19 protein-coding genes are annotated in these 24,523 nt (G+C 60.4%); 12 read left to right on the forward strand and 7 right to left on the reverse strand.

The window, feature by feature from the left end; genetic code table 11:
- The first annotated feature begins 233 nt into the window (after positions 1-233).
- The gene (locus AWM79_RS02380) at positions 234-1,739 is read left to right on the forward strand and encodes a YifB family Mg chelatase-like AAA ATPase (RefSeq protein WP_060782066.1); all 1,506 of its coding nucleotides are present in this window, start codon (positions 234-236) and stop codon (positions 1,737-1,739) included.
- A 113-nt stretch (positions 1,740-1,852) separates the two neighbouring features.
- On the opposite strand, the gene AWM79_RS02385 is transcribed toward AWM79_RS02380, so the two are convergent.
- The gene (locus tag AWM79_RS02385; protein WP_017130297.1) at positions 1,853-3,829 is read right to left on the reverse strand and encodes a methyl-accepting chemotaxis protein; all 1,977 of its coding nucleotides are present in this window, start codon (positions 3,827-3,829) and stop codon (positions 1,853-1,855) included.
- Between the two features lie 609 nt (positions 3,830-4,438).
- On the opposite strand from AWM79_RS02385, the gene AWM79_RS02395 reads away from it, so the two are divergent.
- On the forward strand, positions 4,439-5,845 hold the full coding sequence (locus AWM79_RS02395; RefSeq protein WP_060782068.1) for a NorM family multidrug efflux MATE transporter: 1,407 nt from the start codon (positions 4,439-4,441) through the stop codon (positions 5,843-5,845).
- A 20-nt stretch (positions 5,846-5,865) separates the two neighbouring features.
- On the opposite strand, the gene AWM79_RS02400 is transcribed toward AWM79_RS02395, so the two are convergent.
- Positions 5,866-7,536: a putative bifunctional diguanylate cyclase/phosphodiesterase gene (locus tag AWM79_RS02400; RefSeq protein ID WP_060782069.1), complete on the reverse strand. Its 1,671-nt coding sequence runs from the start codon at positions 7,534-7,536 to the stop codon at positions 5,866-5,868.
- A gap of 267 nt (positions 7,537-7,803) precedes the next feature.
- Between AWM79_RS02400 and rep the strand changes: the two genes are divergently transcribed.
- The gene (rep, locus tag AWM79_RS02405) at positions 7,804-9,813 is read left to right on the forward strand and encodes a DNA helicase Rep (protein ID WP_017130301.1); all 2,010 of its coding nucleotides are present in this window, start codon (positions 7,804-7,806) and stop codon (positions 9,811-9,813) included.
- Between the two features lie 55 nt (positions 9,814-9,868).
- On the forward strand, positions 9,869-10,438 hold the full coding sequence (locus tag AWM79_RS02410; RefSeq protein ID WP_017130302.1) for a xanthine phosphoribosyltransferase: 570 nt from the start codon (positions 9,869-9,871) through the stop codon (positions 10,436-10,438).
- A gap of 42 nt (positions 10,439-10,480) precedes the next feature.
- Here AWM79_RS02410 and AWM79_RS02415 read toward each other — a convergent pair whose 3' ends face one another.
- Entirely contained in the window at positions 10,481-11,149 is a 669-nt protein-coding gene (locus AWM79_RS02415; protein ID WP_017130303.1) for a response regulator, read from the reverse strand.
- A 298-nt stretch (positions 11,150-11,447) separates the two neighbouring features.
- On the opposite strand from AWM79_RS02415, the gene AWM79_RS02420 reads away from it, so the two are divergent.
- From AWM79_RS02420 to AWM79_RS24085, 8 genes are all read left to right on the forward strand, one after another.
- Positions 11,448-12,011, forward strand: a complete 564-nt coding sequence (locus AWM79_RS02420) for a fimbrial protein (RefSeq protein WP_060782070.1) — start codon at positions 11,448-11,450, stop codon at positions 12,009-12,011.
- A gap of 61 nt (positions 12,012-12,072) precedes the next feature.
- Positions 12,073-12,843 (forward strand): fimbria/pilus periplasmic chaperone, encoded by a 771-nt coding sequence (locus AWM79_RS02425; protein ID WP_060782071.1) that lies wholly within the window; start codon positions 12,073-12,075, stop codon positions 12,841-12,843.
- A gap of 19 nt (positions 12,844-12,862) precedes the next feature.
- Complete coding sequence (locus AWM79_RS02430) at positions 12,863-13,648, forward strand: fimbrial biogenesis chaperone (protein ID WP_060782072.1); 786 nt, start codon at positions 12,863-12,865, stop codon at positions 13,646-13,648.
- A 137-nt stretch (positions 13,649-13,785) separates the two neighbouring features.
- Complete coding sequence (locus AWM79_RS02435) at positions 13,786-16,386, forward strand: fimbria/pilus outer membrane usher protein (RefSeq protein WP_060782073.1); 2,601 nt, start codon at positions 13,786-13,788, stop codon at positions 16,384-16,386.
- A gap of 61 nt (positions 16,387-16,447) precedes the next feature.
- Positions 16,448-17,410 (forward strand): fimbrial protein, encoded by a 963-nt coding sequence (locus AWM79_RS25490; RefSeq protein ID WP_082712567.1) that lies wholly within the window; start codon positions 16,448-16,450, stop codon positions 17,408-17,410.
- 40 nt (positions 17,411-17,450) lie between these two features.
- Positions 17,451-17,978, forward strand: coding sequence for a fimbrial protein (locus AWM79_RS02445; protein WP_017130309.1), 528 nt, complete (start codon positions 17,451-17,453; stop codon positions 17,976-17,978).
- Between the two features lie 58 nt (positions 17,979-18,036).
- Positions 18,037-18,558: a fimbrial protein gene (locus AWM79_RS02450; RefSeq protein ID WP_060782074.1), complete on the forward strand. Its 522-nt coding sequence runs from the start codon at positions 18,037-18,039 to the stop codon at positions 18,556-18,558.
- A gap of 83 nt (positions 18,559-18,641) precedes the next feature.
- Entirely contained in the window at positions 18,642-19,661 is a 1,020-nt protein-coding gene (locus AWM79_RS24085; RefSeq protein WP_244159614.1) for a fimbrial protein, read from the forward strand.
- Here the strand turns inward: AWM79_RS24085 and AWM79_RS02460 are convergent.
- The 4 genes from AWM79_RS02460 to alr all read right to left on the reverse strand — a co-directional run bounded on the left by AWM79_RS02460 (position 19,652) and on the right by alr (position 24,520).
- Complete coding sequence (locus AWM79_RS02460; protein ID WP_060782075.1) at positions 19,652-21,592, reverse strand: acetyl-CoA hydrolase/transferase C-terminal domain-containing protein; 1,941 nt, start codon at positions 21,590-21,592, stop codon at positions 19,652-19,654. The genes AWM79_RS24085 and AWM79_RS02460 overlap by 10 nt on opposite strands.
- Before the next feature lie 577 nt (positions 21,593-22,169).
- On the reverse strand, positions 22,170-22,595 hold the full coding sequence (locus AWM79_RS02465) for a c-type cytochrome (RefSeq protein WP_017130314.1): 426 nt from the start codon (positions 22,593-22,595) through the stop codon (positions 22,170-22,172).
- 187 nt (positions 22,596-22,782) lie between these two features.
- Entirely contained in the window at positions 22,783-23,331 is a 549-nt protein-coding gene (locus AWM79_RS02470; RefSeq protein WP_026012999.1) for a cupin domain-containing protein, read from the reverse strand.
- Positions 23,332-23,446: 115 nt separating this feature from the next.
- On the reverse strand, positions 23,447-24,520 hold the full coding sequence (gene alr / locus AWM79_RS02475) for an alanine racemase (protein ID WP_026013000.1): 1,074 nt from the start codon (positions 24,518-24,520) through the stop codon (positions 23,447-23,449).
- Positions 24,521-24,523: the final 3 nt, after the last annotated feature.

Genomic DNA, 24,523 nt, shown 5'->3' on the forward strand with positions numbered 1-24,523 from the left:
CAACAGACAGAAGCCCCGGCCCGTGGTACTGATTTAGTCCACTGGCGGGACATGTGCGTCTGTCTTGATCATTGCTCACCTCACACATCGCCAACGATCCCAGCAAGCTTAACGCTATCGCTAACAAGCTAAACAACGAATCGTCTGGACACATAAAATCCCGCAACCCCTTTCCCCCCTCGACTAGCCTTTCAGAACCGCAGCAAGCGCCCCTTTGCGCTCAAGGAAAGAGCATGTCCCTGGCTATCGTCCACACTCGCGCCCAGGTGGGCGTCGAAGCCCCCGCCGTTACCGTGGAAACCCACATGGCCAACGGCCTACCGACACTCACCCTGGTCGGTTTACCCGAAACCGCCGTGAAGGAAAGCAAGGACCGGGTTCGCAGCGCGATCCTCAATTCGGCCCTCGACTTTCCAGCCCGACGCATCACCCTCAACCTTGCCCCCGCGGACTTGCCCAAGGACGGAGGGCGCTTTGATCTGGCAATTGCCCTCGGCATCCTCGCCGCCAGTGCGCAGGTGCCGGCCCTGACGCTGGACCATCTGGAGTGCCTGGGCGAGCTGGCCTTGTCCGGTGCCATCCGCCCGGTGCGCGGCGTGCTACCGGCTGCATTGGCCGCCCGCGCCGCCGGACGCACGCTGGTGGTACCGCAGGCCAATGCCGAAGAGGCTTCGCTGGCCTCGGGCTTAACGGTGATTGCCGTCGATCACCTGCTGCAACTGGTTGCCCACCTCAACGGACATGCACCGATCCAGCCCTTCGAATCCGATGGTCTGTTGCACCTGGGCAAACCCTATCCGGACCTGAGCGAAGTGCAGGGCCAACTCGCCGCCAAACGTGCCCTGCTGATCGCCGCAGCCGGCGCTCACAATTTGTTATTCAGCGGTCCGCCCGGCACCGGCAAGACGCTGCTGGCAAGCCGTCTGCCCGGCCTGTTACCGCCACTGGATGAACAGGAAGCGCTGGAAGTGGCGGCGATCCAGTCGGTGGCCAGCCATGTGCCATTAAGCAGTTGGCCGCAGCGACCGTTTCGCCAGCCCCATCATTCGGCCTCCGGCCCGGCGCTGGTGGGCGGCGGTTCCAGGCCACAGCCCGGTGAGATCACCCTCGCCCATCACGGCGTGCTGTTTCTCGACGAACTGCCGGAGTTCGACCGCAAAGTGCTGGAGGTTTTGCGCGAGCCGTTGGAGTCGGGCCAGATCGTTATTTCCCGAGCCCGCGACCGCGTGCGGTTCCCGGCCCGCTTCCAACTGGTGGCGGCGATGAATCCCTGTCCCTGTGGCTATCTTGGCGATCCCGCCAACCGCTGTCGCTGCACACCGGAACAGATCCAGCGCTATCGCAACAAGCTGTCCGGGCCTCTGTTGGATCGCATCGATCTGCACCTGACCGTGGCCCGCGAAGCCACGGCATTGAGCCCTGCCAGGGAGCCGGGAAACAATACCGCCAAAGCTGCGATACGGGTGGCACAAGCCCGTCAGCGCCAGCAACAGCGCCAGGGCTGCGCCAATGCCTTTCTTAATTTGCAGAGTCTGCGAGAGCACTGCACGTTATCCACCGCCGATGAAAACTGGCTAGAAACCGCCTGCGAGCGATTGACCCTGTCGCTGCGGGCGGCGCATCGATTGCTGAAAGTCGCCCGGACCCTGGCGGATCTGGAACAGTTGGAAACCATCAGCCGTGATCATCTGGCCGAGGCGTTGCAATATCGGCCCAGTGCTAGTGGCCTGTGTGGTTAGTTCTATCAGTCAATGTCGGCGCCACCGCCCCTGGCCTCCAAACTTGCGCCAACGAACTCACCGTACAGGTCACTAATTGATGTCGCGCTGTCCGATAGGCCGCGTTCGCCCAGTCAGCAAAACCGATCAACCTCCCGGTGCAAGTCGGCCGCCAGGCGTTCCAGTTCCTTAGCGGTCAACGCAAGGTTGGAGACCGCTTCGCGCTGTTCGATGTTGGCCCGCGCGATGCTTTGCAGGTTGCTGCTGAGTAGGGTCGCAGTGCTGCTCTGCTCCTGCGTGGCGCTGGTGACGGCGGCGAACTGCTGGCCTGCCGAGCGGCTCTGTTCGTCGATCCGCGCCAGCGCCGAGGCAACGTTGGCATTACGCGACAGACCTTCCTGCATCAGCGCATTGCCCTGCTCCATAGTCAGGATAGCGTGGCTGGTCTCCTGCTGGATGCTGTGGATCATCCCGGAAATCTCGGCAGTCGCCTCGCGGGTACGGCCCGCCAGACTGCGCACTTCATCTGCTACCACGGCAAAACCGCGCCCCTGCTCGCCGGCACGGGCCGCTTCGATGGCGGCGTTCAACGCCAACAGGTTGGTCTGATCGGCAATCGAGGTGATCACCCCGACAATGCCGCCGATTTCCTGGGAGCGCTGCCCCAGCGTATTGATCACTGTCGCGGTGCCGTTGAGCGCCGCCGCGATCTGCTCCAGGGAGGATGACGCTTGCTCCATAGAGGTCCGACCGATCCGTGTCTGCTGGGCATTTTCAAGAGCCAGGCGCTCGGTATTGCCCATATTGTCGGCGATGTTCAGCGAAGTCGCGCTGAACTCCTCAACCGCACCCGCCATGCTGGTGATTTCACCGGACTGCTGCTCCATTCCCTCATAGGCCTCGCCGGATAGGCCGGACAACGTCTTGGCGCGACTGTTGACCTCGCCGGCCGCCTTGCGGATGTGCTCGACCATGGTCGAAAGCGCCTGCCCCATCTGGTTGAAGCTGCCGGCCAATTGGCCGATTTCGTCATGACTCGAGACATTCGACCTTACGTTCAGGTCACCCGCACCCAAGGCCTGTACCTGGCGCACCAGGTCCCTCAGCGGTTGCAGCTTGCCACGCAATAGCCACACCGTCGCACCGACCGCCAACAACATCGCGAGTACGCTGCTCAGCACCAGACGAATACCGACACTCCAGGTCACTTGGCGAATCTCGGCCTTGGGCATGCTTGCCACCACCGTCCAAGGTCCACCTTCGAATGATACTGTCACACTATAGAGATCATTGCCTTTGTCGCTCCAGAAACGACCGTGGCCCGGCTGTTTGGCCAGGTCGATGATCACCGGTACCGCCTGGTCGAGATCCTTTACCCCCGCCGGCGGCACCAGCCAGTGTTTCTGCTCGTCGAGCAACGACAGGGAGCCGGTGGTGCCGATCCGAAAACGCTTGAGGTTGTCGAACTGGGCATTCTGCGCATCGGTGTAGTCGAAGCCAACAAACAATACTGCAAACACCTTGCCAGCACTGTCACGCACCGGGGTGTATTGGGTCATGTAGGACCGATCGAACAACAAGGCGCGCCCCACATAACTCTGACCGGCCATGAGTTTGGCGTAGGCTGGGTGCTGGTGATCGAGCAAGGTGCCGATAGCGCGGCTGCCGTCTTGTTTGGTCAGGGAGGTGCTGACCCGAATAAAATCGTCGCCACTGCGCACGAACAAGGTCGCGACGCCGGCGGACATCTGCTTGAACTCGTCGACTTCACTGAAATCGTTGTTGAGCAGATGATCGCCCAGGTACAACCCGGGAGCCAGGGTACCGGCAACAGCCACTGAAGCTTCGGGTCGCACCTTCAGACCACTACTGAAGCGTTTTTCGAACAATCCGCTCAAACGCTGAGTGCTTTCGCGCAAGGTGTCGTGGAAGGTGGTCAACTGCTCGGCCAGCAGGCGCGCCTCGCTGGCTAGGTGCTCTTCACGGGTGTCGAGGTTAGCGGAGTCCAGCGAGCGCAGAGCGAAAACAGTACTGCCACTGATGACCACTGCCAGGATAGCAGCAAGCGCCAGACCCAGTTGCGTGGCGATTCGAGCACGGGGTTGAGACATGAACAGCTCCTAGCCGAGCGGTCGGATCACCCTGATCCCATGGCGCTACCCGGTAATAATTCTAAAAAGAATCCTAAATGAGACTTTCTGAACAAAAGCTCCATATGGGTAGATTCGGCGGCCCGCAGCGATACTTGAGTAAACTCGATGGATATCGCACAAATCCCGGACTGACGAGCCATTTCGATGAGGAAAATCCGCTCGGAAAACAGCCAGCCGATCCCTCACTGCGACGGGAGATGCCCGTTGGCCGCGCTCCGGCTGATCGGCTTTTTTTGCAGCGCGAACGAACGGCGTCGCGCCTGGGCCTCGAAAGCTGGTGAGGCTGGCGATGGCAAAACAGCGAAAAACTTACAAAAAAGGCACTCACATGAGTTTTACTCCTTTGTGCAAATCCTCGCAGGCGCCGAGAATCAATCCTTTCCCTAGTGGTCTGTGTGGTGAGCTCTGTGAGTCAATTTCGGCGCCACAAGTCCCTGGCCAACGTAGCTGTTCCTCGCCATGGCCGGCTATGACTCGTCACAGCGCCTTGACCATGGACTTCTGGCACTAGAACTTGAGCTAACGAACTGATCGTACAGGCCACTAGCCTGCCACTTTTTGAGTCTGATGATTATGCGGCATCCAGCACGTACCGAACTCCGGGCCATCCTGCGGCTGTCGGGGCCGTTGATCGCTTCGCAGTTGGCGCACATGTTGATGGTGCTGACCGACACCCTGATGATGGCCCGCCTAAGCCCCGAGGCTCTGGCCGGAGGCGGCCTGGGCGCGGCGAGTTATTCGTTCGTGTCGATTTTCTGCCTCGGCGTGATTGCTGCGGTCGGCACCCTGGTGGCCATTCGTCACGGTGCCGGCGATGTCGAGGGCGCCACCCGGTTGACCCAGGCCGGGCTCTGGTTGGCCTGGATCATGGCGCTGGGCGCCGGCCTACTGCTGTGGAACCTCAAGCCGGTCCTGCTGCTGTTCGGCCAGACGCCGAGCAACGTGCAGGCAGCCGGCCAATTCCTGCTCGCACTGCCGTTTGCCCTGCCTGGCTACCTGAGCTTCATGGCCCTGCGCGGCTTTACCAGCGCCCTGGGACGCGCCACTCCGGTAATGGTGATCAGCCTGTGCGGTACCGTGGCCAATTTTGCGCTCAACTATGCATTCATCACCGGGATGTTCGGCCTGCCCCGGCTAGGGTTGACCGGTATCGGTCTGGTCACCGCCATCGTCGCCAACTGCATGGCCCTGGCCCTGGCCTGGCATATCAAGCGGCATGCCGCGTATCGCGACTATCCCCTGCGCCGCGGTCTGTTACGGCCGAACCGGCACTACCTGCGCGAGCTCTGGCGACTGGGCTTGCCCATCGGCGGTACCTACGCGGTGGAGGTCGGCCTGTTCGCCTTCGCCGCACTGTGCATGGGCACTATGGGCAGCACCCAGTTGGCGGCCCACCAGATTGCCCTGCAGATCGTCTCGGTGGCGTTCATGATTCCGGCAGGGATTTCCTATGCCATCACCCTGCGCATCGGCCAGCACTACGGGGCTGGGCAACTATTGGATGCGCGGCGCGCGGGGCGGGTCGGTATCACCTTCGGCGCGGTAACCATGCTGGCCTTCGCCATGCTCTTCTGGCTCGTACCGCATCAACTGATCGGATTGTTCCTGGACCACAATGACCCGGCGTTCCGCCCGGTGATCGAGCTAGCCGTCAGCCTGCTGGCCGTAGCTGCCTGGTTCGAGCTGTTCGACGGCACCCAGACCATCGCCATGGGCGCGATTCGTGGGCTCAAGGATGCCAAGACGACCTTCCTCGTCGGGCTCGGCTGCTACTGGCTGATTGGCGCACCGGCAGCGTGGTTGCTGGCGTTCAATATCGGCTGGGGACCCACCGGGGTCTGGTGGGGCCTGGCCCTGGGGCTGGCGTTCGCGGCAGTGAGCCTGACCCTGGCGTTTGAATGGCGCATGCAGCGGATGCTTGAGCGTAGTGATCAGCGCCGTGAGTTCGATCTGAAAACACCACGACCGTCGTAGGAATGCCGGCTCCTGAGGGCTCAACAGATCTCCCGCGCACCCTGCCGGCTGGCACCGAGCGCCAGGTACTCGACCAGTTCCACCAGCGGCAGCGGTCTGCTGATCAGGTAACCCTGGGCCTGATCGCAGCCAAAACCGCGCAACAGCGCCAGTTGCTCCGGCGTTTCGACACCTTCGGCCACGACTTCCAGCTTGAGATTGTGGGCCAGGTTGATCATGGCGTGGACCAGCTTGCGGTTCTCTTCGCGCAACTCCATGCCACCGACGAAACTCTTGTCAACCTTGAGCAAAGCAATCGGCAAGCTGTTGAGGTGCACAAAAGAGGAGAAACCGGTGCCGAAGTCATCCAGAGAAAAACGCACCCCCAGCCGTCCCAGGGCATCCATGGTCTGCTTGACCAAATCGCTGCGACGCATGACTGCGGTTTCGGTGAGTTCGAATTCCAGCCATTGCGCCTCGACGCCGCGCTCGGCAATCAGCCGACTCAAGGTCGACAGCAATTGACTATCCTGGAACTGCCGGAAAGACAGGTTGACCGCCATGTGCAACGGCCTCGACCCACGCTCGCGCAAGTCCTGCATATCTCGCAGGGCCCGGGAAATCACCCAGTAGCCCAGTGGCACGATCAGCCCACTCTGCTCGGCCAGCGGCACGAACTCGCTGGGCGCCAACAGCCCGCGCTCGCCGTGTCGCCAGCGCACCAGGGCTTCGAGGCCAACGATCTGCCCGCTACTCAAATCCAGGCGGGGCTGGTAGTGCAACTCCAGTTCGTCACGGCGCAATGCCCGGCGCAGCTCGCTTTCAAGGTCGGCGAGGCTGCGGGCATTGCGATTGATGAGCTCGTTGAAGATATGGAAGGTGCAGCCCTGGGTACTTTTAGCCTGTTGCATGGCAATGTGCGCGTGCCACATCAGTGGGTCGGCACCGGCTCTGGCACGGGCATGGGCGATGCCCAGGCTGCAACCGATCAGCAGGCTTTCGCCATCGACCCAGTAGGGTTCGGCCATCACTTCGATGATCCGCTCAGCCATCCACTCGGCCCGCTGCGGCGCCCGGCGGGTATCGATCAACAAAGCGAACTCGTCACTGCCCAGGCGAGCCAACTGATCGCCGGCTTCGAGCTGACTCTTGAGGCGTGCGACCACTTGCAGGATCAGCCGATCACCGGCCTGGTGGCCCAGCGCATCGTTGGCATGGCGGAAGTTGTCCAGGTCGAGGTGCCCAAGGGCCAGGCCGCGCCCTTCATTCTCGGCCAGGCGTGCCGTCAGCAGGGTCTGGAATCCCTGGCGATTGGCGATGCCGGTCAGCGGGTCTTGTTCGGCGAGACGTTGCAGGGTGTTTTCCAGCACCCCACGCTCATGCACATAACGCAGGCAGCGACGCAGGGTCGAGGCGTCCAGGTCCGCACGGACCAGCCAGTCACTGACACCCAGCGGCGCTACGTCCGGCTCACTGTCGAGCAACAGCACCGTCGGCAGGCTGCAGCGCCCAGGCGCCGGCTGCAGACCGGGTACACTCAGCAATATCGTCGGGCATTGGTCTTCGAAGAGGCCGCTGACCCGCTCCCAGGATGTCGCAGTGACCAATACGAATGCATCGCCCATCGGAGCGAGACACTCGCGCAACAACGCCGCCCACATCGGATCTTCGGTCAGAAGCAGCAAACGCAAGGGTTCGACAGGCTCGGACAAGCTAGCTCCCTAGACTCTGCAAAAAATAGTGGCGAAAGGCATTATGACGCGCCGCGCAGTGACTACAAACACAGTTGATTCTCAACTGCTTCTTTGTACCGTGCAAACTTGCACAATAGCCTTAAATTCTTCGTGCATCCTGCGGGAAACTAACAAAACCGGCAAATTTAGATCGCGTGGTAGGTCGCCGTGTCGGAGAGTCGCGGCAGAATCTGTCCAGCCTGCTAAAATGCCTGCCCTTTCTCGTAACAGACTACTGACTTCGCCATGTCCCGACTCAACCCCCGGCAGCAAGAAGCCGTGAACTACGTCGGCGGCCCTCTTTTGGTGCTCGCCGGTGCCGGTTCCGGCAAGACCAGCGTGATCACCCGCAAGATCGCCCACCTGATCCAAAATTGCGGCATCCGCGCTCAGTACATCGTCGCCATGACCTTTACCAACAAGGCAGCGCGGGAAATGAAGGAACGCGTCGGCACGCTGCTCAAGGGCGGCGAAGGCCGCGGCCTGACGGTCTCGACCTTTCACAACTTGGGGTTGAACATCATCCGCAAGGAACATACGCGGCTGGGCTACAAACCGGGTTTCTCGATTTTCGACGAAGCCGACGTCAAGGCCCTGATGACCGACATCATGCAAAAGGAATACTCGGGCGACGACGGCGTCGACGAAATCAAGAACATGATCGGCGCGTGGAAGAACGACCTGATCCTGCCGCCCCAGGCCCTGGAAAACGCACGCAATCCCAAGGAGCAAACCGCCGCCATCGTCTACACCCATTACCAGCGCACGCTCAAGGCGTTCAACGCGGTGGACTTCGACGACCTGATCCTGCTGCCAGTGAAACTGTTCGAGGAACATGCCGACATTCTCGAAAAGTGGCAGAACAAGGTCCGCTACCTGCTGGTGGACGAATACCAGGACACCAACGCTAGCCAATACCTGTTGGTGAAAATGCTGATTGGCACACGCAACCAGTTCACTGTGGTGGGCGACGACGACCAATCGATCTATGCCTGGCGAGGCGCGCGCCCGGAAAACCTGATGCTGCTCAAGGACGACTATCCCTCCCTGAAAGTGGTGATGCTCGAGCAGAACTACCGCTCCACCAGCCGCATCCTGCGTTGCGCCAACGTATTGATCTCGAACAACCCCCACGCGTTCGAAAAACAACTGTGGAGCGAGATGGGGCACGGCGATGAGATCCGCGTGATCCGCTGCCGCAACGAGGACGCCGAAGCCGAGCGCGTGGCCATGGAAATCCTCAGCCTGCACCTGCGCACCGATCGTCCCTACAGCGATTTCGCCATTCTCTATCGCGGCAACTACCAGGCCAAGCTGATCGAATTGAAGCTGCAGCACCACCAGATCCCCTATCGCCTGTCCGGCGGCAACAGCTTTTTCGGACGCCAGGAAGTGAAGGACCTGATGGCCTACTTCCGCCTGATTGTGAACCCGGATGACGACAACGCGTTCCTGCGGGTCATCAACGTACCACGCCGGGAAATCGGCTCGACCACCCTGGAAAAGCTCGGCAACTACGCCACCGAGCGCAAGATCTCGATGTACAGCGCCATCGACGAAGTCGGCCTGGGGGAACATCTGGACAATCGCTTCACCGACCGCCTGGCACGCTTCAAGCGCTTCATGGACCGCGTGCGCGAGCAATGCGCTGGCGAGGATCCGATTTCGGCCCTGCGCAGCATGGTCATGGACATCGACTACGAAAACTGGCTGCGCACTAACAGCTCAAGCGACAAGGCCGCCGATTACCGGATGGGCAACGTCTGGTTCCTGATCGAGGCGCTGAAGAACACCCTGGAAAAAGACGAAGACGGCGACATGACCGTCGAGGACGCCATCGGCAAGCTGGTCCTGCGTGACATGCTCGAACGCCAGCAGGAAGAGGAAGACGGTGCCGAAGGCGTGCAGATGATGACGCTGCATGCATCCAAGGGACTGGAGTTCCCCTATGTGTTCATCATGGGCATGGAGGAGGAGATTCTCCCTCACCGCTCCAGCATCGAAGCCGACACCATCGAGGAAGAGCGGCGCCTGGCCTACGTCGGGATTACCCGCGCGCGCCAGACTCTGGCCTTCACTTTCGCCGCCAAACGCAAGCAATACGGCGAGGTCATCGATTGCGCGCCCAGCCGCTTCCTCGATGAGCTGCCGCCTGACGATCTGGCCTGGGAAGGCAACGATGACACCCCGACCGAAGTGAAGGCCGTTCGCGGCAACTCCGCGTTGGCGGATATCCGCGCCATGTTAAAGCGCTAGAATTAACTATTTTTATCTAATCTTCAGCGCAACACGCGCTACTTGAGGACGTTCCGTGGAAGCACTGCATAAGAAAATTCGCGAAGAAGGCATCGTGCTTTCCGATCAGGTCCTGAAGGTCGACGCCTTCCTGAACCACCAGATCGACCCGCAGTTGATGAAACTGATCGGTGACCAATTCGCCACGCTGTTCGCCGATTCGGGCATCACCAAGATCGTCACCATCGAGGCCTCAGGCATTGCTCCGGCGATCATGACCGGGCTGAACCTCGGCGTACCAGTGATTTTCGCCCGCAAGCACCAGTCCCTGACCTTGACGGAGCACCTGCTGTCGGCAACCGTCTATTCCTTCACCAAGCAAGTGGAAAGCACCGTGGCGGTCTCCCCGCGTCACCTGACCAGCAGCGATCGGGTGCTGATCATTGATGACTTCCTGGCCAACGGCAAGGCGTCCCAAGCCCTGATCTCGATCATCAAGCAGGCCGGCGCGACGGTGGCGGGCCTGGGCATCGTGATCGAGAAGTCGTTCCAGGGCGGCCGTGCCGAACTGGACGCTCAAGGCTATCGCGTAGAATCGCTGGCCCGAGTGAAATCCCTGGCCGATGGCGTGGTGACCTTTATCTGACACGAGCGCCAACGCAGGCACAGCCCTGCTGGCCGCTCGACGTCAGAAGCCCATCGCATTGGGGTCTCGCAACGAACTGGACAACTTGAACAGTTCGCTGTCGGTCTTGATCCCGAGCTTGCGATAAGCCGACTGTTTCTGTGTGCTGATGGTATTGGCGCTGCGCGAAAATTTCTCGGCGATCCCGTTCACCGACATACCATCGAGAAAACAGCGCAGCACTTCCCTCTCCCTGGGCGAGAGAATGTCATGGGCACAGGCCGATACCTGCTCAGTGGCGCTCGCCGCCTCATACACCTCCGTCTCCGACACCGTCGCCACTTCCCTGGCCATCACCGGATGCAGATAGATCTTCCCACGGGCCACGGTGCGGATCGCCGCCGCCAAACCGTCCAGGCGCTGGGTCTTGCCAAAGAAGCCCCAGCTTCCAGCCCGTAGTGCCAGCGACACAGTCGCCGGGGTGTAGTGGGCCGAGAGCACCAGCGGCCGGCAATCGGGATAACGCACCCTCAAGGCACGAATCAGGTTGATGCCGTCGATCTCAGTCGGACCAAGCATGAAGTCGATGACGACAATATCGGGTTGGCGCACGGCCAGGGCATCGAGCAACTCCCTGCCCGTGGAAAAGGACCCGACAACCTCAAAGTCAGGCTCCTTCGACAGCCACAAGGCCGTCCCCACCCTTATCAGTTCATGATCGTCCAACAACATTACCGTGTAGGAACCAGGGACTGCGCTAGTCATCTTTTTTTAGACCTCCTGAGAAAAAACCGAGCCGCCAGCGACGGGCGCGGCGAATACCTACAGAACTTTCAGGCTTATAGCACCCAGCGCCGAGAGCACAAACGGAAAGCCCTTCGAGAAATCACGAAACTTCAGCGTTTCGAGTTATCTCGATGTTCCATCGACTCTGGCTGCGCGAGAGTAGCCCCCTCATCCGACAGGCTACCACTCTCCACTCGGCGGGCTGCCGGAGGGGAAATCAACTGAAACCATTCAAGGTAATTCCATGAAAATCTCGCAAGTCTCTGCCGCCGTGTCCCTGGCCCTGGCAGCACTCATCGCCCTGCCGGCTTCCGCCGCCAACGACGGCGTCATCAACTTCAACGGCCTGGTGACCGACGTGACCTGCACCATCGAAGGCGAAGCGCCCGGTGGTGGCACCGTGGTCAAGAACGTCGACCTGGGAGGTGTGTCCGCGGCGCGTCTGACCCACGCCGGCGATCGCGCCAACCTCACCGGTTTCTCGATTCGCGTGGGCGCGCCGGGCGAAACCGCCTGCACCAACGGTCGTACCGCACTGGTCGCATTCGACCCGACCAGCCCAGCAATCGACGTTGCCACAGGCCGCCTGAACATCGACAGCAGCGGCGACGCCGCGAGCAACGTCCAGGTCGAGGTGACCCAGCGCGATGGCACGCCGATCCACGTCTACACCGAAAAATCCGAAGGCGTGGTCATCGCCGACAACCAGGCGGTCATTCCCCTGGCTGCTCAGTACTACGCCACCGGCGCGGCGGGTGAAGGCCAGGTCGCCACTCGGGTCGGCTTCATGATCGAGTACGCCGACTAAGCATCATCCAACGGACCCGCGCCCTGTCGCGGGTCCAGCCTTCCACACGAGAGCTTCGCCAATGAACAACCTGGCTCGTTCGGGCATGGTCATCTGTGCTTTTCTGACGGCATCGCTGCACGCTACTTCCTCACTGGCCGCCGTGGTCATCCATGGCGCGCGCGTGATCTATCCCGCCGAACAACAGGAGGTCGTGGTCCGGTTGGAGAACAAAGGCGAACGTCCCGCCCTGGTTCAGCTCTGGCTCGATGACGGCGACAAACGGGCGACGCCCGCCACCGCGCAAGCCCCCTTTACCGCGATACCGCCGATCTTGCGCATTGAACCGAAAAAGCAGCAAGCCCCGCGCCTACGCTATACCGGCGAGCCGTTGCCCACGGACCGCGAAAGCCTGTTTTGGTTGAATGTACTGGAAGTGCAGCCAACCTCGGCCGATGCCGCCGACAGAAATCTGTTGGAACTGTCATTCCGCTCCCGCCTGCGCGTGTTCTTCCGACCGCAGGGATTGCCCTATCCGAAGGGTGCCGCGGCACCAAGACTGAGCTGGAAGCTGGTGCCCCACGAGGGTGGCCACGCTCTGGAAGTCGTCAACCCGACGCCCTATCACGTCTCGCTAGGCTCGGTGGAGCTGGTGGGCAAAGGCCGCAATGAACGCTATCCAAAAGCCCCGAGCAAAGAGGTCAACGACAGCCTGTTACTGCCGTCCGGCGATATCAAGCGCTTCCCGCTGCCTGCCCTGCGAACGCCGCCCACCGGCGCCCTGAAGGTCGAGTTCACCGCAATCAGCGACTTCGGCGCGCGCGTCAGCCACAGCGCCGACATCACCTCTTGAACCGGACCGACCATAGCTCATGAACACCCGCAGATTGTCACGCATCACCACGCTCAGCCGCCTCTGCGGCCTGTCCATGCTGATGGCCCTGGCGCTGGGCAGCAGTGTCACGGCGCAGGCCAGCGTCATCATCACCGGCACCCGGGTGGTGTATCCGGCCAACCAGAAGGAGGTGACGATACGCTTCGAAAACAAAAACCAGCGGCCAGCCCTGGTGCAGGTCTGGCTAGACACCGGCGACGAAGGTGTGGCGCCGGAACAGGCCCGCGTGCCCTTCCTGGCGACTCCCCCGATCTTTCGCATGGAGCCGGGCAAGCAGCAGGTCGTCCGGCTGGCTTATACCGGCGAACCGCTGCCCACGGACAAGGAAAGCCTGTTCTGGCTCAACATGCTGGAAGTACCGCCCAAGGCCCAGGACTCGGCGGAGAGCAACCAATTACAGCTCGCATTCCGCACGCGCATCAAGGTGTTTTTCCGACCGCGGAACCTGCCCTACGACCCTATGCAGGCGGTGGAAAAACTAAGTTGGAGGCTGGTTAACGGTGATCAGGGGCAAAGCTTGGAAGTGCACAACCCGACGCCCTACCACCTGAACTTCGATTCGGTGGAACTGGTTGCGGCGGGCCAACACCATGCCAAGCCGGTCGGCCAAACCGGACCGGAAAACATGGTCAACCCCAAAGTGAATAACCGCTTCCCCCTGCCGAGCCTCAAGTCGACACCGAAGGCCGATGCATGGGTCGAGTTCCAGACCATCGACGACTACGGCGCCCGACACTCGCACAAGGCCCAGGTCACACCATGACCGACTGACATCGGCGCCTGGCGCGCCTGGAACGCCAGTCCATAAAGAGATTCCCGCCCCGTCCGCGATCAACAACGCGCGACGGTCGGGTCCGGCTTGCCCGAATCCGGCAACACACAAGGTTTGGAACGTTAGCGATGAGATCGAAGACACAATCTGTACCCGGTGGATTACGTGCCCCACGCAACCGTCTGGCTCACGTCATTCACAGCCTCCTACTGCTGGCCGCCGGCAATGCCTGGGCGGCGAACGAGGTCGAGCGGGTGGAGTTCAATCCGGCGTTCTTTCCCGGCGGCGGCGGGCAGATTGACATCTCGCGCTTCAACGAAGGCAATGTGGTCCTGCCGGGCCTGTACCGTGCAGATGTCTCCATCAACGGCAACTGGATCGGCCAGGAAGAACTGACCTTCGCTACCGTCGAGGGGCAGAACAACGCTCAGCTCTGCCTCGAACGCCCTCTGTTGATCAGGCTCGGAATCGATCTCGACGGGCTCGCACAAAAGGCCACCGAAGCCGGCGTAACCGTTCCGCCGGCATTACCGGCCCTACCGACCTGTGGCGATATCGGCACCTACATACCCGGCGCCACCGCCAGCTTCGATACCGGCGACGGACGCCTGGACCTGCAAGTACCACAGCTCTACCTGTCACGCACCGCCCGCGGCTACGTCAGTCCGGAACACTGGGATGCGGGCGTGAACGCGGCATTCATCCGCTACAATGCCAACGGTTTCATGAACAACAATCAGGGCCGTTCATCGTTTTCCAACTACCTGGGGCTGCACACCGGCCTCAACCTGAACGGCTGGCACCTGCGGCACAACGGCGCCTACAGCAGCAACTCAGCCACCAGTGGCTACCAGAGCAGCGCCACCTATGTGCAACGGGAATTGCCTGGGCTGCAATCGCAACTCATGACCGGCGAGATCTATACCTCCGGCGAGTTGTTCGACAGCATCCGCCTGCGCGGCATAACCTTGTCCACCGATGATCGCATGTTACCCGACTCACTGACGGGCTACGCCCCCATCGTCCGTGGGGTGGCCGAGACCAACGCCCGGGTCAGCGTGCGCCAGCGCGGCATCTTGCTCGACGAAGTCACCGTGCCACCAGGTCCGTTCGTACTCAACGACCTGTTCCCCACCGGTTACGGCGGCGACCTGGAGGTCACCGTCACCGAGTCCGACGGTCGGCAACGGCAGTTCATCGTGCCGTTCGCCTCCAACGTGAACCTGATCCGTCCGGGCTATAGCCGTTACTCGCTGAGCGTCGGCGAGATGAACGAGCTCGGCCTCGACAGCAAGCCGTGGCTGGCCCAAGGCACCTTCCAATACGGTCTCAATAACCTGGTCACCGGTTATGCCGGCGTATTGGCCTCGCAAGGCTACCAGTCGCAACTGCTGGGGGCGGCGTTCAACACCCCAGTGGGGGCGATTTCCCTCGACTTGACCGCCTCCCAGGCCGAACTGCCGGGGCTTGCCAAGCGCCAGGGCCAGAGCCTGCAGGCTCGCTACAACAAGAACTTCGCCGACACCGGGACCAACTTCGCCCTGGGGGCCTTCCGCTACTCCACCGACGGTTTCCTCAACGCCCGCGACACCGCACAACTGCGTGAAATCGCCCGCCAGGGCGGTGACCTGGAAGGTGTGGGCCGGGTGCGCGAGCGCCTGGATATCAGCCTCAATCAGAGCTTGGACCAAGGATCGGTATTCCTCACCGGTTCGTCGCAGAACTACTGGAACCGCAAGGGCGGCACACTGAGCTTCAGCACCGGCTATAGCAGTTCCTGGCAACGCATGAACTACACCATCAGCGCCCAGCGCAGCCGCGACCTGCTCACCGAGCGCAGCAGCAACCAGATCGACCTCACCGTCAGCCTGCCACTGGGCTACTCGAACCGCGCACCGAACCTGTCGAGTACTCTCACCCACGGCGACCGGCAAAGCAGTGTCAGATCGGGCCTGAGCGGCACTTGGGGTGAGCGTAGCGAACTCAACTACGGAGTCTCGGCCAGCCATACCAACAACGGCATCGGCAATAGTTTCAACGCCGACCTGCAATACCGCAGCCGCTATGCCGTGGCCTCTACCGGCTTCAGTCAGGGTAACGGCTATCACTCGCAATCGGCGAGCTTGTCCGGTGGCCTGGTGGCCCACGCCGGCGGCCTGACCTTGACGCCGGAACTGGGCGACACCATCGGGCTGGTCCACGCCCCCGGCGCCAGTGGCGCATGGGTCGGCAGCAATAATGAGGCCCAGGTGGACGACAACGGCTACGCGGTAGTGCCCCACCTCACACCGTACCGTCAGAACGTGGTCGAACTTGATCCCAGGGACATGTCCCACGATGTGGAGCTCAAGGCCGCTTCGCAGAACATCGCCCCCCGATCCGGTTCCGTGGTGGTGATGAAGTACGAGACCAGCAGCGGACGGGCCGTGATCATCGATGCCCGCCGCGAGGATAACAGTCCGTTACCGTTCGGCGCCGATGTGTTCGATGAAAGCGAGGCCAGCGTGGGCGTGGTCGGGCAGAACAGCAAGGCGTTCGTCCGCTTGCCGCAAGAGAGCGGTCGGTTGACGGTCAAGTGGGGCCCGACCCCAGCGGACACCTGCTGGATCGCATATGACCTGAATAGTGTCGCCGACTCCGAAGGTTTGCGGCAGATGAGGGGAGATTGCCGGGCCGATGCCAGTCTCGATGAGACCGGTGGAACCACCCGATACGGGGAAACCAAATGAGACAGTGATGCCCTGTCGAACCTTCTTTTTCCATTTTGAATTTTGATGCTGGAGCAATCCCATGGCTCTACTAAATACGCGATCTCTCAGCCTGTTTATGCTGATAACCTCGATGCTCTTCCCGCTCTGGGTATTGGCGGACTGTCAATACATCCAAGGGGCGGGAGGAGGAGACTTCCGATCATTCGGCGGACCTGCCAGCATTACCGTAAATCGTCATGATCCGGTCGGAAAAGTTCTATTTCAACAACGTTTGATGACGAGTGGCGCACGTACCCATATCCGCTGTACGGCAGGCACTTATACTTATCAACGCGGTTTGACCTATGCCGCCGCCCCCGTTGCCGGTTTTTCCAATGTATTTACGACTGGTGTGCCAGGCATTGGCATTCGTTTCAGGTTTTTGGATGGCTCCCCTAACTTCACTCAAAATCGCAACTACAGCCGCACCACCGATCTGGGGATTTCCGCCGTGGACTATGTCGAAGTGGAAATCATCAAGACACATGACAATGTTTCTCCAGGCACAATACAGGCGCAACAGGCCTATCAGCACATATTCGGTAGTAGCGGTTACGGTTATAACTTCATTGTGGGCAATTACTATACTGCCACGAAAGTGATTGTTGCAGCCTCTCCCACCTGCGACCTCGCCGCTGGCGATGTCAACCGCACGATCACCCTGGATCCCGTCCGGATCTCGAATTTCACCGGTGTCTCGGCCGGCCTTAAACACTTCGACCTGACCGCCAACTGCACCAACACCTCGACCGTCACCTTCAGATTCACCGGCACTCCAGCGCCCGGAAACTCCGCACTCTTTGCCAATACCGGCACGGCGGGCGGTGTTGCGCTATGGCTGCATACACCTAACCAGACGGTCAGCCACAACAGCGCCCGCGCCGTGGCGGTATCCGCCAACCGCGCCGTGCTGCGATTGGGCGCGGAGTATCACAAGACCAACGCTGCTCTGACCAAGGGCACGCTGGCGAGCACCGTCACCGTGAATATTTCCTACAACTAAACACATCAATGATCGACGACATTTTCGAAGGATCCCGGCCATGAAAACACCGCTTTTTGTACTCTCCTTATGGATCACCGCCACAACGATTTCCGCCACCACCCAAGCCGCCACGCAAGGCACTCTGACCTTTCGCGGTGATATTCAGGGTGGCACCTGCAATCTGGACACCGGCGACGTCAACCGCCAGATCACTCTACCCACGGTCAAGGTCAGTGATTTCGATAGCACCGAATGGACCGGTCTCCGAGAGTTCAATCTGACCGCCAACTGCGATTCGGACGTCAGGAATGTCACCTTTACCTTCAGCGGAACGCCATCCGCCACCTCCCCCACACGTTTCGCCAACACCGGCACGGCGGGCGGCCTCGCGACCGTGATTCAATCGCGCATCGGCGGAAGTACCTACAACTTCCCGGCCAACGGCACCGCAACCGCTCGCTCGCGAACCATTGCAGCAAGCTCCGGCCGCGCGGTACTGCCCATGGGCGCCCACTACATAAAAATCGGCACCGTCGCCAAAGGCTCACTGCTGACCACGGCCTCCGTAACCATTACCTACAACTGACATGCGAGGCCCTGATTGGCCGCGACCTCCAGTCGGCCTCTAGAACGGACAACACCCCATGAAAACGTATCTGATACTTCTGGCGCTGACGGTTGCGGCCATCGCCCAGGCCTCGGCCACCGAGGTCCTGACCCCGGGAAACCTGCAGATCGAAGGCACCGTCGAGGGGGGCACCTGCAACCTGATTGCCGACGATATCGAGCGCCCCATTCGCCTGCCGCCGGTCAAGGTCAGCGATTTCGCCCACACCGACTCGGCAGGTCACAAGCCCTTCGAACTGAGTGCCCGCTGCGATTCGGATATCAACAGCGTGACCTTCACGTTTCACGGCACGCCGGCCCCTGCGGATGCCGCCCGGTTCGCCAACACGGGTGATGCCAGCGGCCTGGGACTGTGGCTGTACTCGCACCAGGGCGGCGTACAACAGACTATCCGCGCAGACGGCAACGACAATACCCGCACCCTGACCCCGAGCGGCGGCCTGGCAGTCCTGCCACTGGGGGCCGCCTACTGGAAGATTGGCGCGGTACGCGAAGGGACGCTGGAAAGCCAGGCGACAGTGGACGTCACCTACAACTGAGACATGGCTGGATCGGCAACAGCTTCAGGCAGACGGCATGTGTCGTTTCCAGGAGCCCAAATATTGAAAAACAGGGGAGGCAAATGAACGGGCCTTACAAGGTAACATCCGCAACGGCACTGTTATTGTCCATGTCTGGACATGCGTTCGCCGCGTGCACGTCTTCTGTCTACCACCCAGGTGGATTTGCCGGTGATCTTGGCGTTGTCACCGTCACAGACAACGTTTCTGTCGGTAGCCCACTGACAGGGTGGAACAATTTTTTGAGTGTCAGTCATGCAAGCATGCGGGTTCGCTGGTTTTGCACGAGCAACACCGATGTGAAATTCAGCGCACAGGGAGCTGCCGGCGCGGTATCGAGCTACAACGATGGATCCCGATCCTATAGCGTCTACCCAACAGGGATGCCCGGAATCGGGATTGTATTCAGAACCAACGGCGGCACTCGTGTCGGCGCGCACAACACTCTGACCGGGATCCAGAGTAACAATACACAGCGCACGTACAGTCAGACCAACCTTGCGGTGCATGGTGACAACTATGGCTATGACATCACTTACAGACTGATAAAGACCGGAACACTGTCTTCCGGGAATATTGTTCCGCGCACTATTGCCCGCACGTGGTGGGAGCCAAGGCCCGTGAGTGCCAATCCGTATGAATTCAACATCACCCTGGGCAGAGGCACCATTATTGTTCCAACACCTACTTGCGATCTTGCCGTGGGCGATGTCAATCGCACGGTGCCGCTGGACACCGTCCGGCTCTCGAACTTCACCGGTACTTGGTTGGCCAAGAAAACCTTCGACATCAGCGCCAACTGTCGCAATGCCTCCAACGTGACCTTCAGGTTCAGCGGCACACCGGCCACCGGCAACGCGGCGCTGTTCAGGAGCACAGGTACAGCCGCCGGTGTTGGCCTGTGGCTTTACTCGCGAATCGGCGGCGTCGAAACGACTCTCAGCAACAACGGCTCGCGCACCGTGCCGGTGTCAAGCAATCGGGCTGTGCTGCCGCTGGGCGCGGCATATCACAAGACCACAGGTACGCTCACCAAAGGCACGCTGATCAGTACCGTGACCGTCAACATCAGCTACAACTGATGGCCCTCTAGCCCTCTAGTGGCCTGCAGCCCGGCCAGCAGTAGACGCTGGTACAACTCCTCGCGCAGGCCTTGCGGTTGCACCAGCTCCATACGTTGCAAGTGCTCCGCGAATACCGAGGGCTCGGGGGCGTCCAGCGTCGCCTTGCCCAACTCCAATACCTCGCTCAGCTTGAATTTGCTCTTGAGCCAATTCAGCGCCCGCAGCAGATCGCGCTCCTCGGCGCTGAAATCGCTGCCCAGCGGATACTCCGCGAACAACCGCGGATGCCGTGTTTGAATTGCCTGCAGGCGCTCCGGGCTGTTATCGGCAAAACGCGGATCGAGGCGGAAATGCTTCGGCAGCTTGCCGACCTTCTGCGCCTGTTCAATCAGCCCGGCTTGGAACCGCGAATCGCTGATATTGAGCAACGCCTCGATCACCGCCGCATCGTTCTTGCCACGCAGGTCGGCAACCCCGTACTCGGTCACAACGATATCGCGCAGATGCCGGGGAATAGTGCAATGACCATACTCCCAGACGATATTCGAACTGACCTCGCCCGCCGATTCACGCCAACTGCGCAGGATCAACACCGAGCGTGCCCCTTCCAGCGCGTGTCCCTGGGCCACGAAGTTGTACTGCCCGCCCACCCCACTGACGACCCGACCGTCTTCCAACTGGTCGGCGACGCCGGCCCCGAGCAGCGTCATGGTGAAGGCACTGTTGATGAAGCGCGCCTCCAGGCGTTGCAGGCGCTTGAGTTCCTCCTGGCCATACAGCTCGTTGATGTAGCTGATGGCGGTCATATTGAACTCGGCGAGCCGCTCCTTCGGCAACTGCCGCAGACGCTGGTAAAAGCTGTCAGGCCCGAGAAAGAAGCCACCATGCACCACGACGCCGCCGACCGCCGCCGTCTCATCGAGCAACCCGGCATTGGCCTGGCGCTGCGTGGCGATATCGGTATACACCTTGCGCCGCACGATCCCTGCATCGGCCAGCACCAGCAGGCCGTTGACAAACATCTCGCTGCAACCGTAAAGCCCCTTGGCAAAGGGGTCCACACCGCCCTCGCGCTCGATCAGCGACTTCCAGGGCAACACGTCGATATCAGCCAGCAGCGCCCGATACCTGTCGTTATCGGCATGACGGGCCAGCAGCGCCGCCGTCAGCGCATCGCCCATGGAGCCGATGCCGATCTGCAAGGTCCCGCCATCGCGCACCAACGTACTGGCATGCAGGCCGATAAAATGATCCTGGCAGCCCACCGGCATGTTCGGAGTGGAGAACAACGTACTTTGCTCCTGCTCGTCGATCAGCAGGTCGAAGGCCTCACGGTCGATTTGCGCATCGCCCTCCATATAGGGCAGGTCGCCATGGACCTGGGCCAGCAATAAGATGGTTTCACCGGCTGCACGGCGCTTGGCGATCATCGGCAGCAGGTCAAGGGTGATGTCCGGATTACAGCTCAGGCTCAACCGGTTCGGTTGCCGCGCATCGGCGGCGACCAACTGGGCCACCAGGTTCAGGCCACAGGCATTGATATCCCGCGCCGCGTGGCTGTAATTGCTGCTGACATAATCCTGCTGGGCGGGAGCGCTGTCGAGCAGGCTGCCCGGTTGAAGGAAGAACTGCTCGACATGGATATTCGGCGGTAGTTGGCCGCGACGCAGGTCGGCGAGGAAATCCAGCTCCGGGTAATCACCGAACACCCGCTCGACAAAGGGTTCGAGCAAGCGCCGTTGCAAGCCGTCGCCCAGGGCGGGGCGCCCCAGGGTCAGCGCCGTGTAGATCGTCAACCGCCGCTCCGACAACTGGCAGATACGCCGGTACAGGGCATTGACGAAACGATTGGGTTTGCCCAACCCCAGTGGCACACCCATGTGGATATGCGCCGGCAACCGCGCCAACACCTCGTCGACTGCCCGCTCGATAGAACACGCCTGCACCATGCGATCCTCCTAGACCACTTTCCAACAAGGATCAGCAACCATACCTCGAAGATTGCAGGGAGGGATACATTCTGGAGGTAGCGCTCATCCAATTAAAAACTCAAAACCACCTTTCATAACGAAGAAACAGACTCCATTGAATTAAAAGTCTGACCAACAAGTTAGTCCATAGACTACTTTTAACACTTATAAAAAATAAACCCCCTAAAAATACCGAATAAAAGTCCATGCGAATTTCAGAAGCAATGGAGGCCCTGTTTCAATACCGGCTCAAGGCCAATGGACTGTATATTCTCGATGAGCCGGAAGTCTCTCTTTCCCCATAAAAGCAGTTGAACTTCATTCTGAAAGTATGTGAGCTTGCTGAAAATGGATCACCATTCATTATCGCGACCCACTCCCCGCTCATCATGTCTATGCCAAACTGCAAACTGCTTCGGATGCACGATGGTCATAGTATTTACAAAGCAGTGATCAACTCATCTGGCAAATACCTTAAGCGCCTTTTTGCTGAAAAATAAAAGGCGAGTAATAAGCTCGCCTTCCATAGATCATGGTGCCATCACCCCACTCAAAATTATTTCAGGCCGGACATCTTCTCGATGGCTCCTTTGAGTTCGGCATCGGAGCAGTCGGCGCAAGTGCCCTTTGGCGGCATCGAGTTGATACCGGTGATGGCCTTGGCCAGCAAGCCATCCAGGCCACCCTGCTCCTTCGCACGCTTAGCCCAATCTGCAGCACCTTCCGCGCCGATTTTTGGCGCGCCCAACACGCCGGAACCGTGGCAGGCATTGCAGTGTTTGGCAATCACCTCGTCGGGCGTCTTGGCGCCGCCACCGCCACCGACCGGGGTGGCGACTTCCATTCCCTTGCACTCCTTGCCCTGTACACAGACCTGGCCGACCGGCTCCAGGCGTTTGGCAATATCGTCGTTGGTTGTCGAAGCTTGAGCACTGATTGTCCATAGGACGACTAAGGTTGCTGGTACGGCCAGCATTTTCATAATTGGATTCACGCGTACACCCTCAATGGTGGCTAATCACACCCCGAACCACGGTTTCGCAGGCAGGCGTGAGTATAGCGATAAGACCGGCACTGCGAAACAACCCTTGGAGTTACAGGGGTATTATCCCAATCACGTATCCGTACCGCCGGGCCTCCCGAAACGCCTTAGCGGGCGCCTCGGGTTATCAGAAGTTGGCGGGGGTCGCTGCGCTGATGAGTCGCGCCGGTGTGTCGAACGGATTACGAAAGCGGTGCGGCTTAGTGCTTTCGAAATAGTAGCTATCGCCCGCTTCGAGTACGAAGGTTTCCGCGCCGACCACCAGTTCCAACCGACCTTCAACCAGAATGCCGGTTTCCTCACCTTCGTGAGTCAGCATTTCTTCGCCGGTATCGGCGCCGGGCGGATAAATTTCGTTGAGAAACGCGATGGCACGGCTCGGGTGGGCTCGTCCAACCAGTTTCATGGTCACGGCGCCATCGGAGATGTCGATCAGTTCATTGGCTTTGTAGACAATCTGCGTCGGTATTTCTTGGAGTATCTCTTCGGAAAAGAACTCGACCATCGACATGGGAATGCCGCCCAGCACTTTTCTCAACGAACTGATCGAGGGGCTGACACTATTTTTCTCGATCATTGAAATGGTGCTATTGGTGACGCCCGCACGCTTGGCGAGTTCACGTTGAGACAGACCTTTCAGTTTGCGGATGGATTGCAGTCGTTCACCGACGTCCAATGCGGCAGTCTCCCAGGGATTCAGGCAATTGTTGTCATTGAACGATATCATGGCATAGCGTTCAGTATTTACAACACTTTGCCCCGTCCACATTTCGCCAACACCGTACAGGCCACTAGCTCCCGAGGTAGAGCCTCGGAACCCGCCGCAGGTTGCAGAAAATCTGGTAAGGGATGGTCTCAGCGCAAGCCGCCACCTCGCTGGCGAGGATATTTTTGCCCCACAATTCCACGGTCGAACCGAGCCCGGCCTGCGGTACGTCCGTCAGGTCGACACACAGCATGTCCATCGACACCCGCCCCAGCAACTGGCTGCGCTGGCCGGCCACCAGCACCGGCGTGCCGGTCGGCGCATGACGCGGGTAACCGTCGGCATAGCCCATGGCGACCACACCGACGCGCATTGGCTTGGGCGTGATGAACCTGGCGCCGTAGCCCACCGGCTCCCCGGTCGGCAGCTCGCGCACGCTGATGATTTTCGATTCGAGGGTCATGACCGGCTGCAAGCGCGACGCGACCGGATGTTCGTCACCGAAAGGCGTGGAGCCAAACAGTAGAATTCCCGGACGCACCCAGTCGCTGGAAATCTTCGGCCAGCCCAGCACCGCCGGAGAGTTACGTAGGCTGACCTCGGCCACCAGGCCCTGACGCGCCGCTTCGAACACCGCGACCTGTTCGTCGCTACGCTGGCACCCCAATTCATCGGCGCGGGCAAAATGACTCATCAGCACGACCTGCGCCACCTTGCCGCTGGCCAGTAGGCGCCGGTAAGCCGTTTGGTAATCCGCCGGGTGCAGGCCGACACGGTGCATGCCTGAATCCAACTTCAGCCAGACGGTGATCGGCATATCGATCGCAGTCTGCTCGATGGCCTCCAGTTGCCACAGCGAATGCACCACGCACCAGAAATCATGCTCGACGATCAGCGCCAGCTCGTCGGCCTCGAAAAAGCCTTCCAGCAGCAGAATCGGTGCGCGAATACCCGCGGCGCGCAACTCCAGCGCTTCCTCGATACAGGCCACGGCAAAACCGTCGGCCTGGGCTTCCAGCGCCTGGGCGCAACGCACGGCGCCATGACCATAGGCATCGGCCTTGATCACGGCGAGCGCCTTGGCCCCCGATACTTCACGGGCCAGTTGGTAATTATGGCGCAGGGCTTGGAGGTCGATAAGGGCACGGGCAGGACGCATGGC

This window comes from Pseudomonas agarici, from assembly GCF_001543125.1.
Classification (GTDB): Bacteria; Pseudomonadota; Gammaproteobacteria; order Pseudomonadales; family Pseudomonadaceae; genus Aquipseudomonas; species Aquipseudomonas agarici.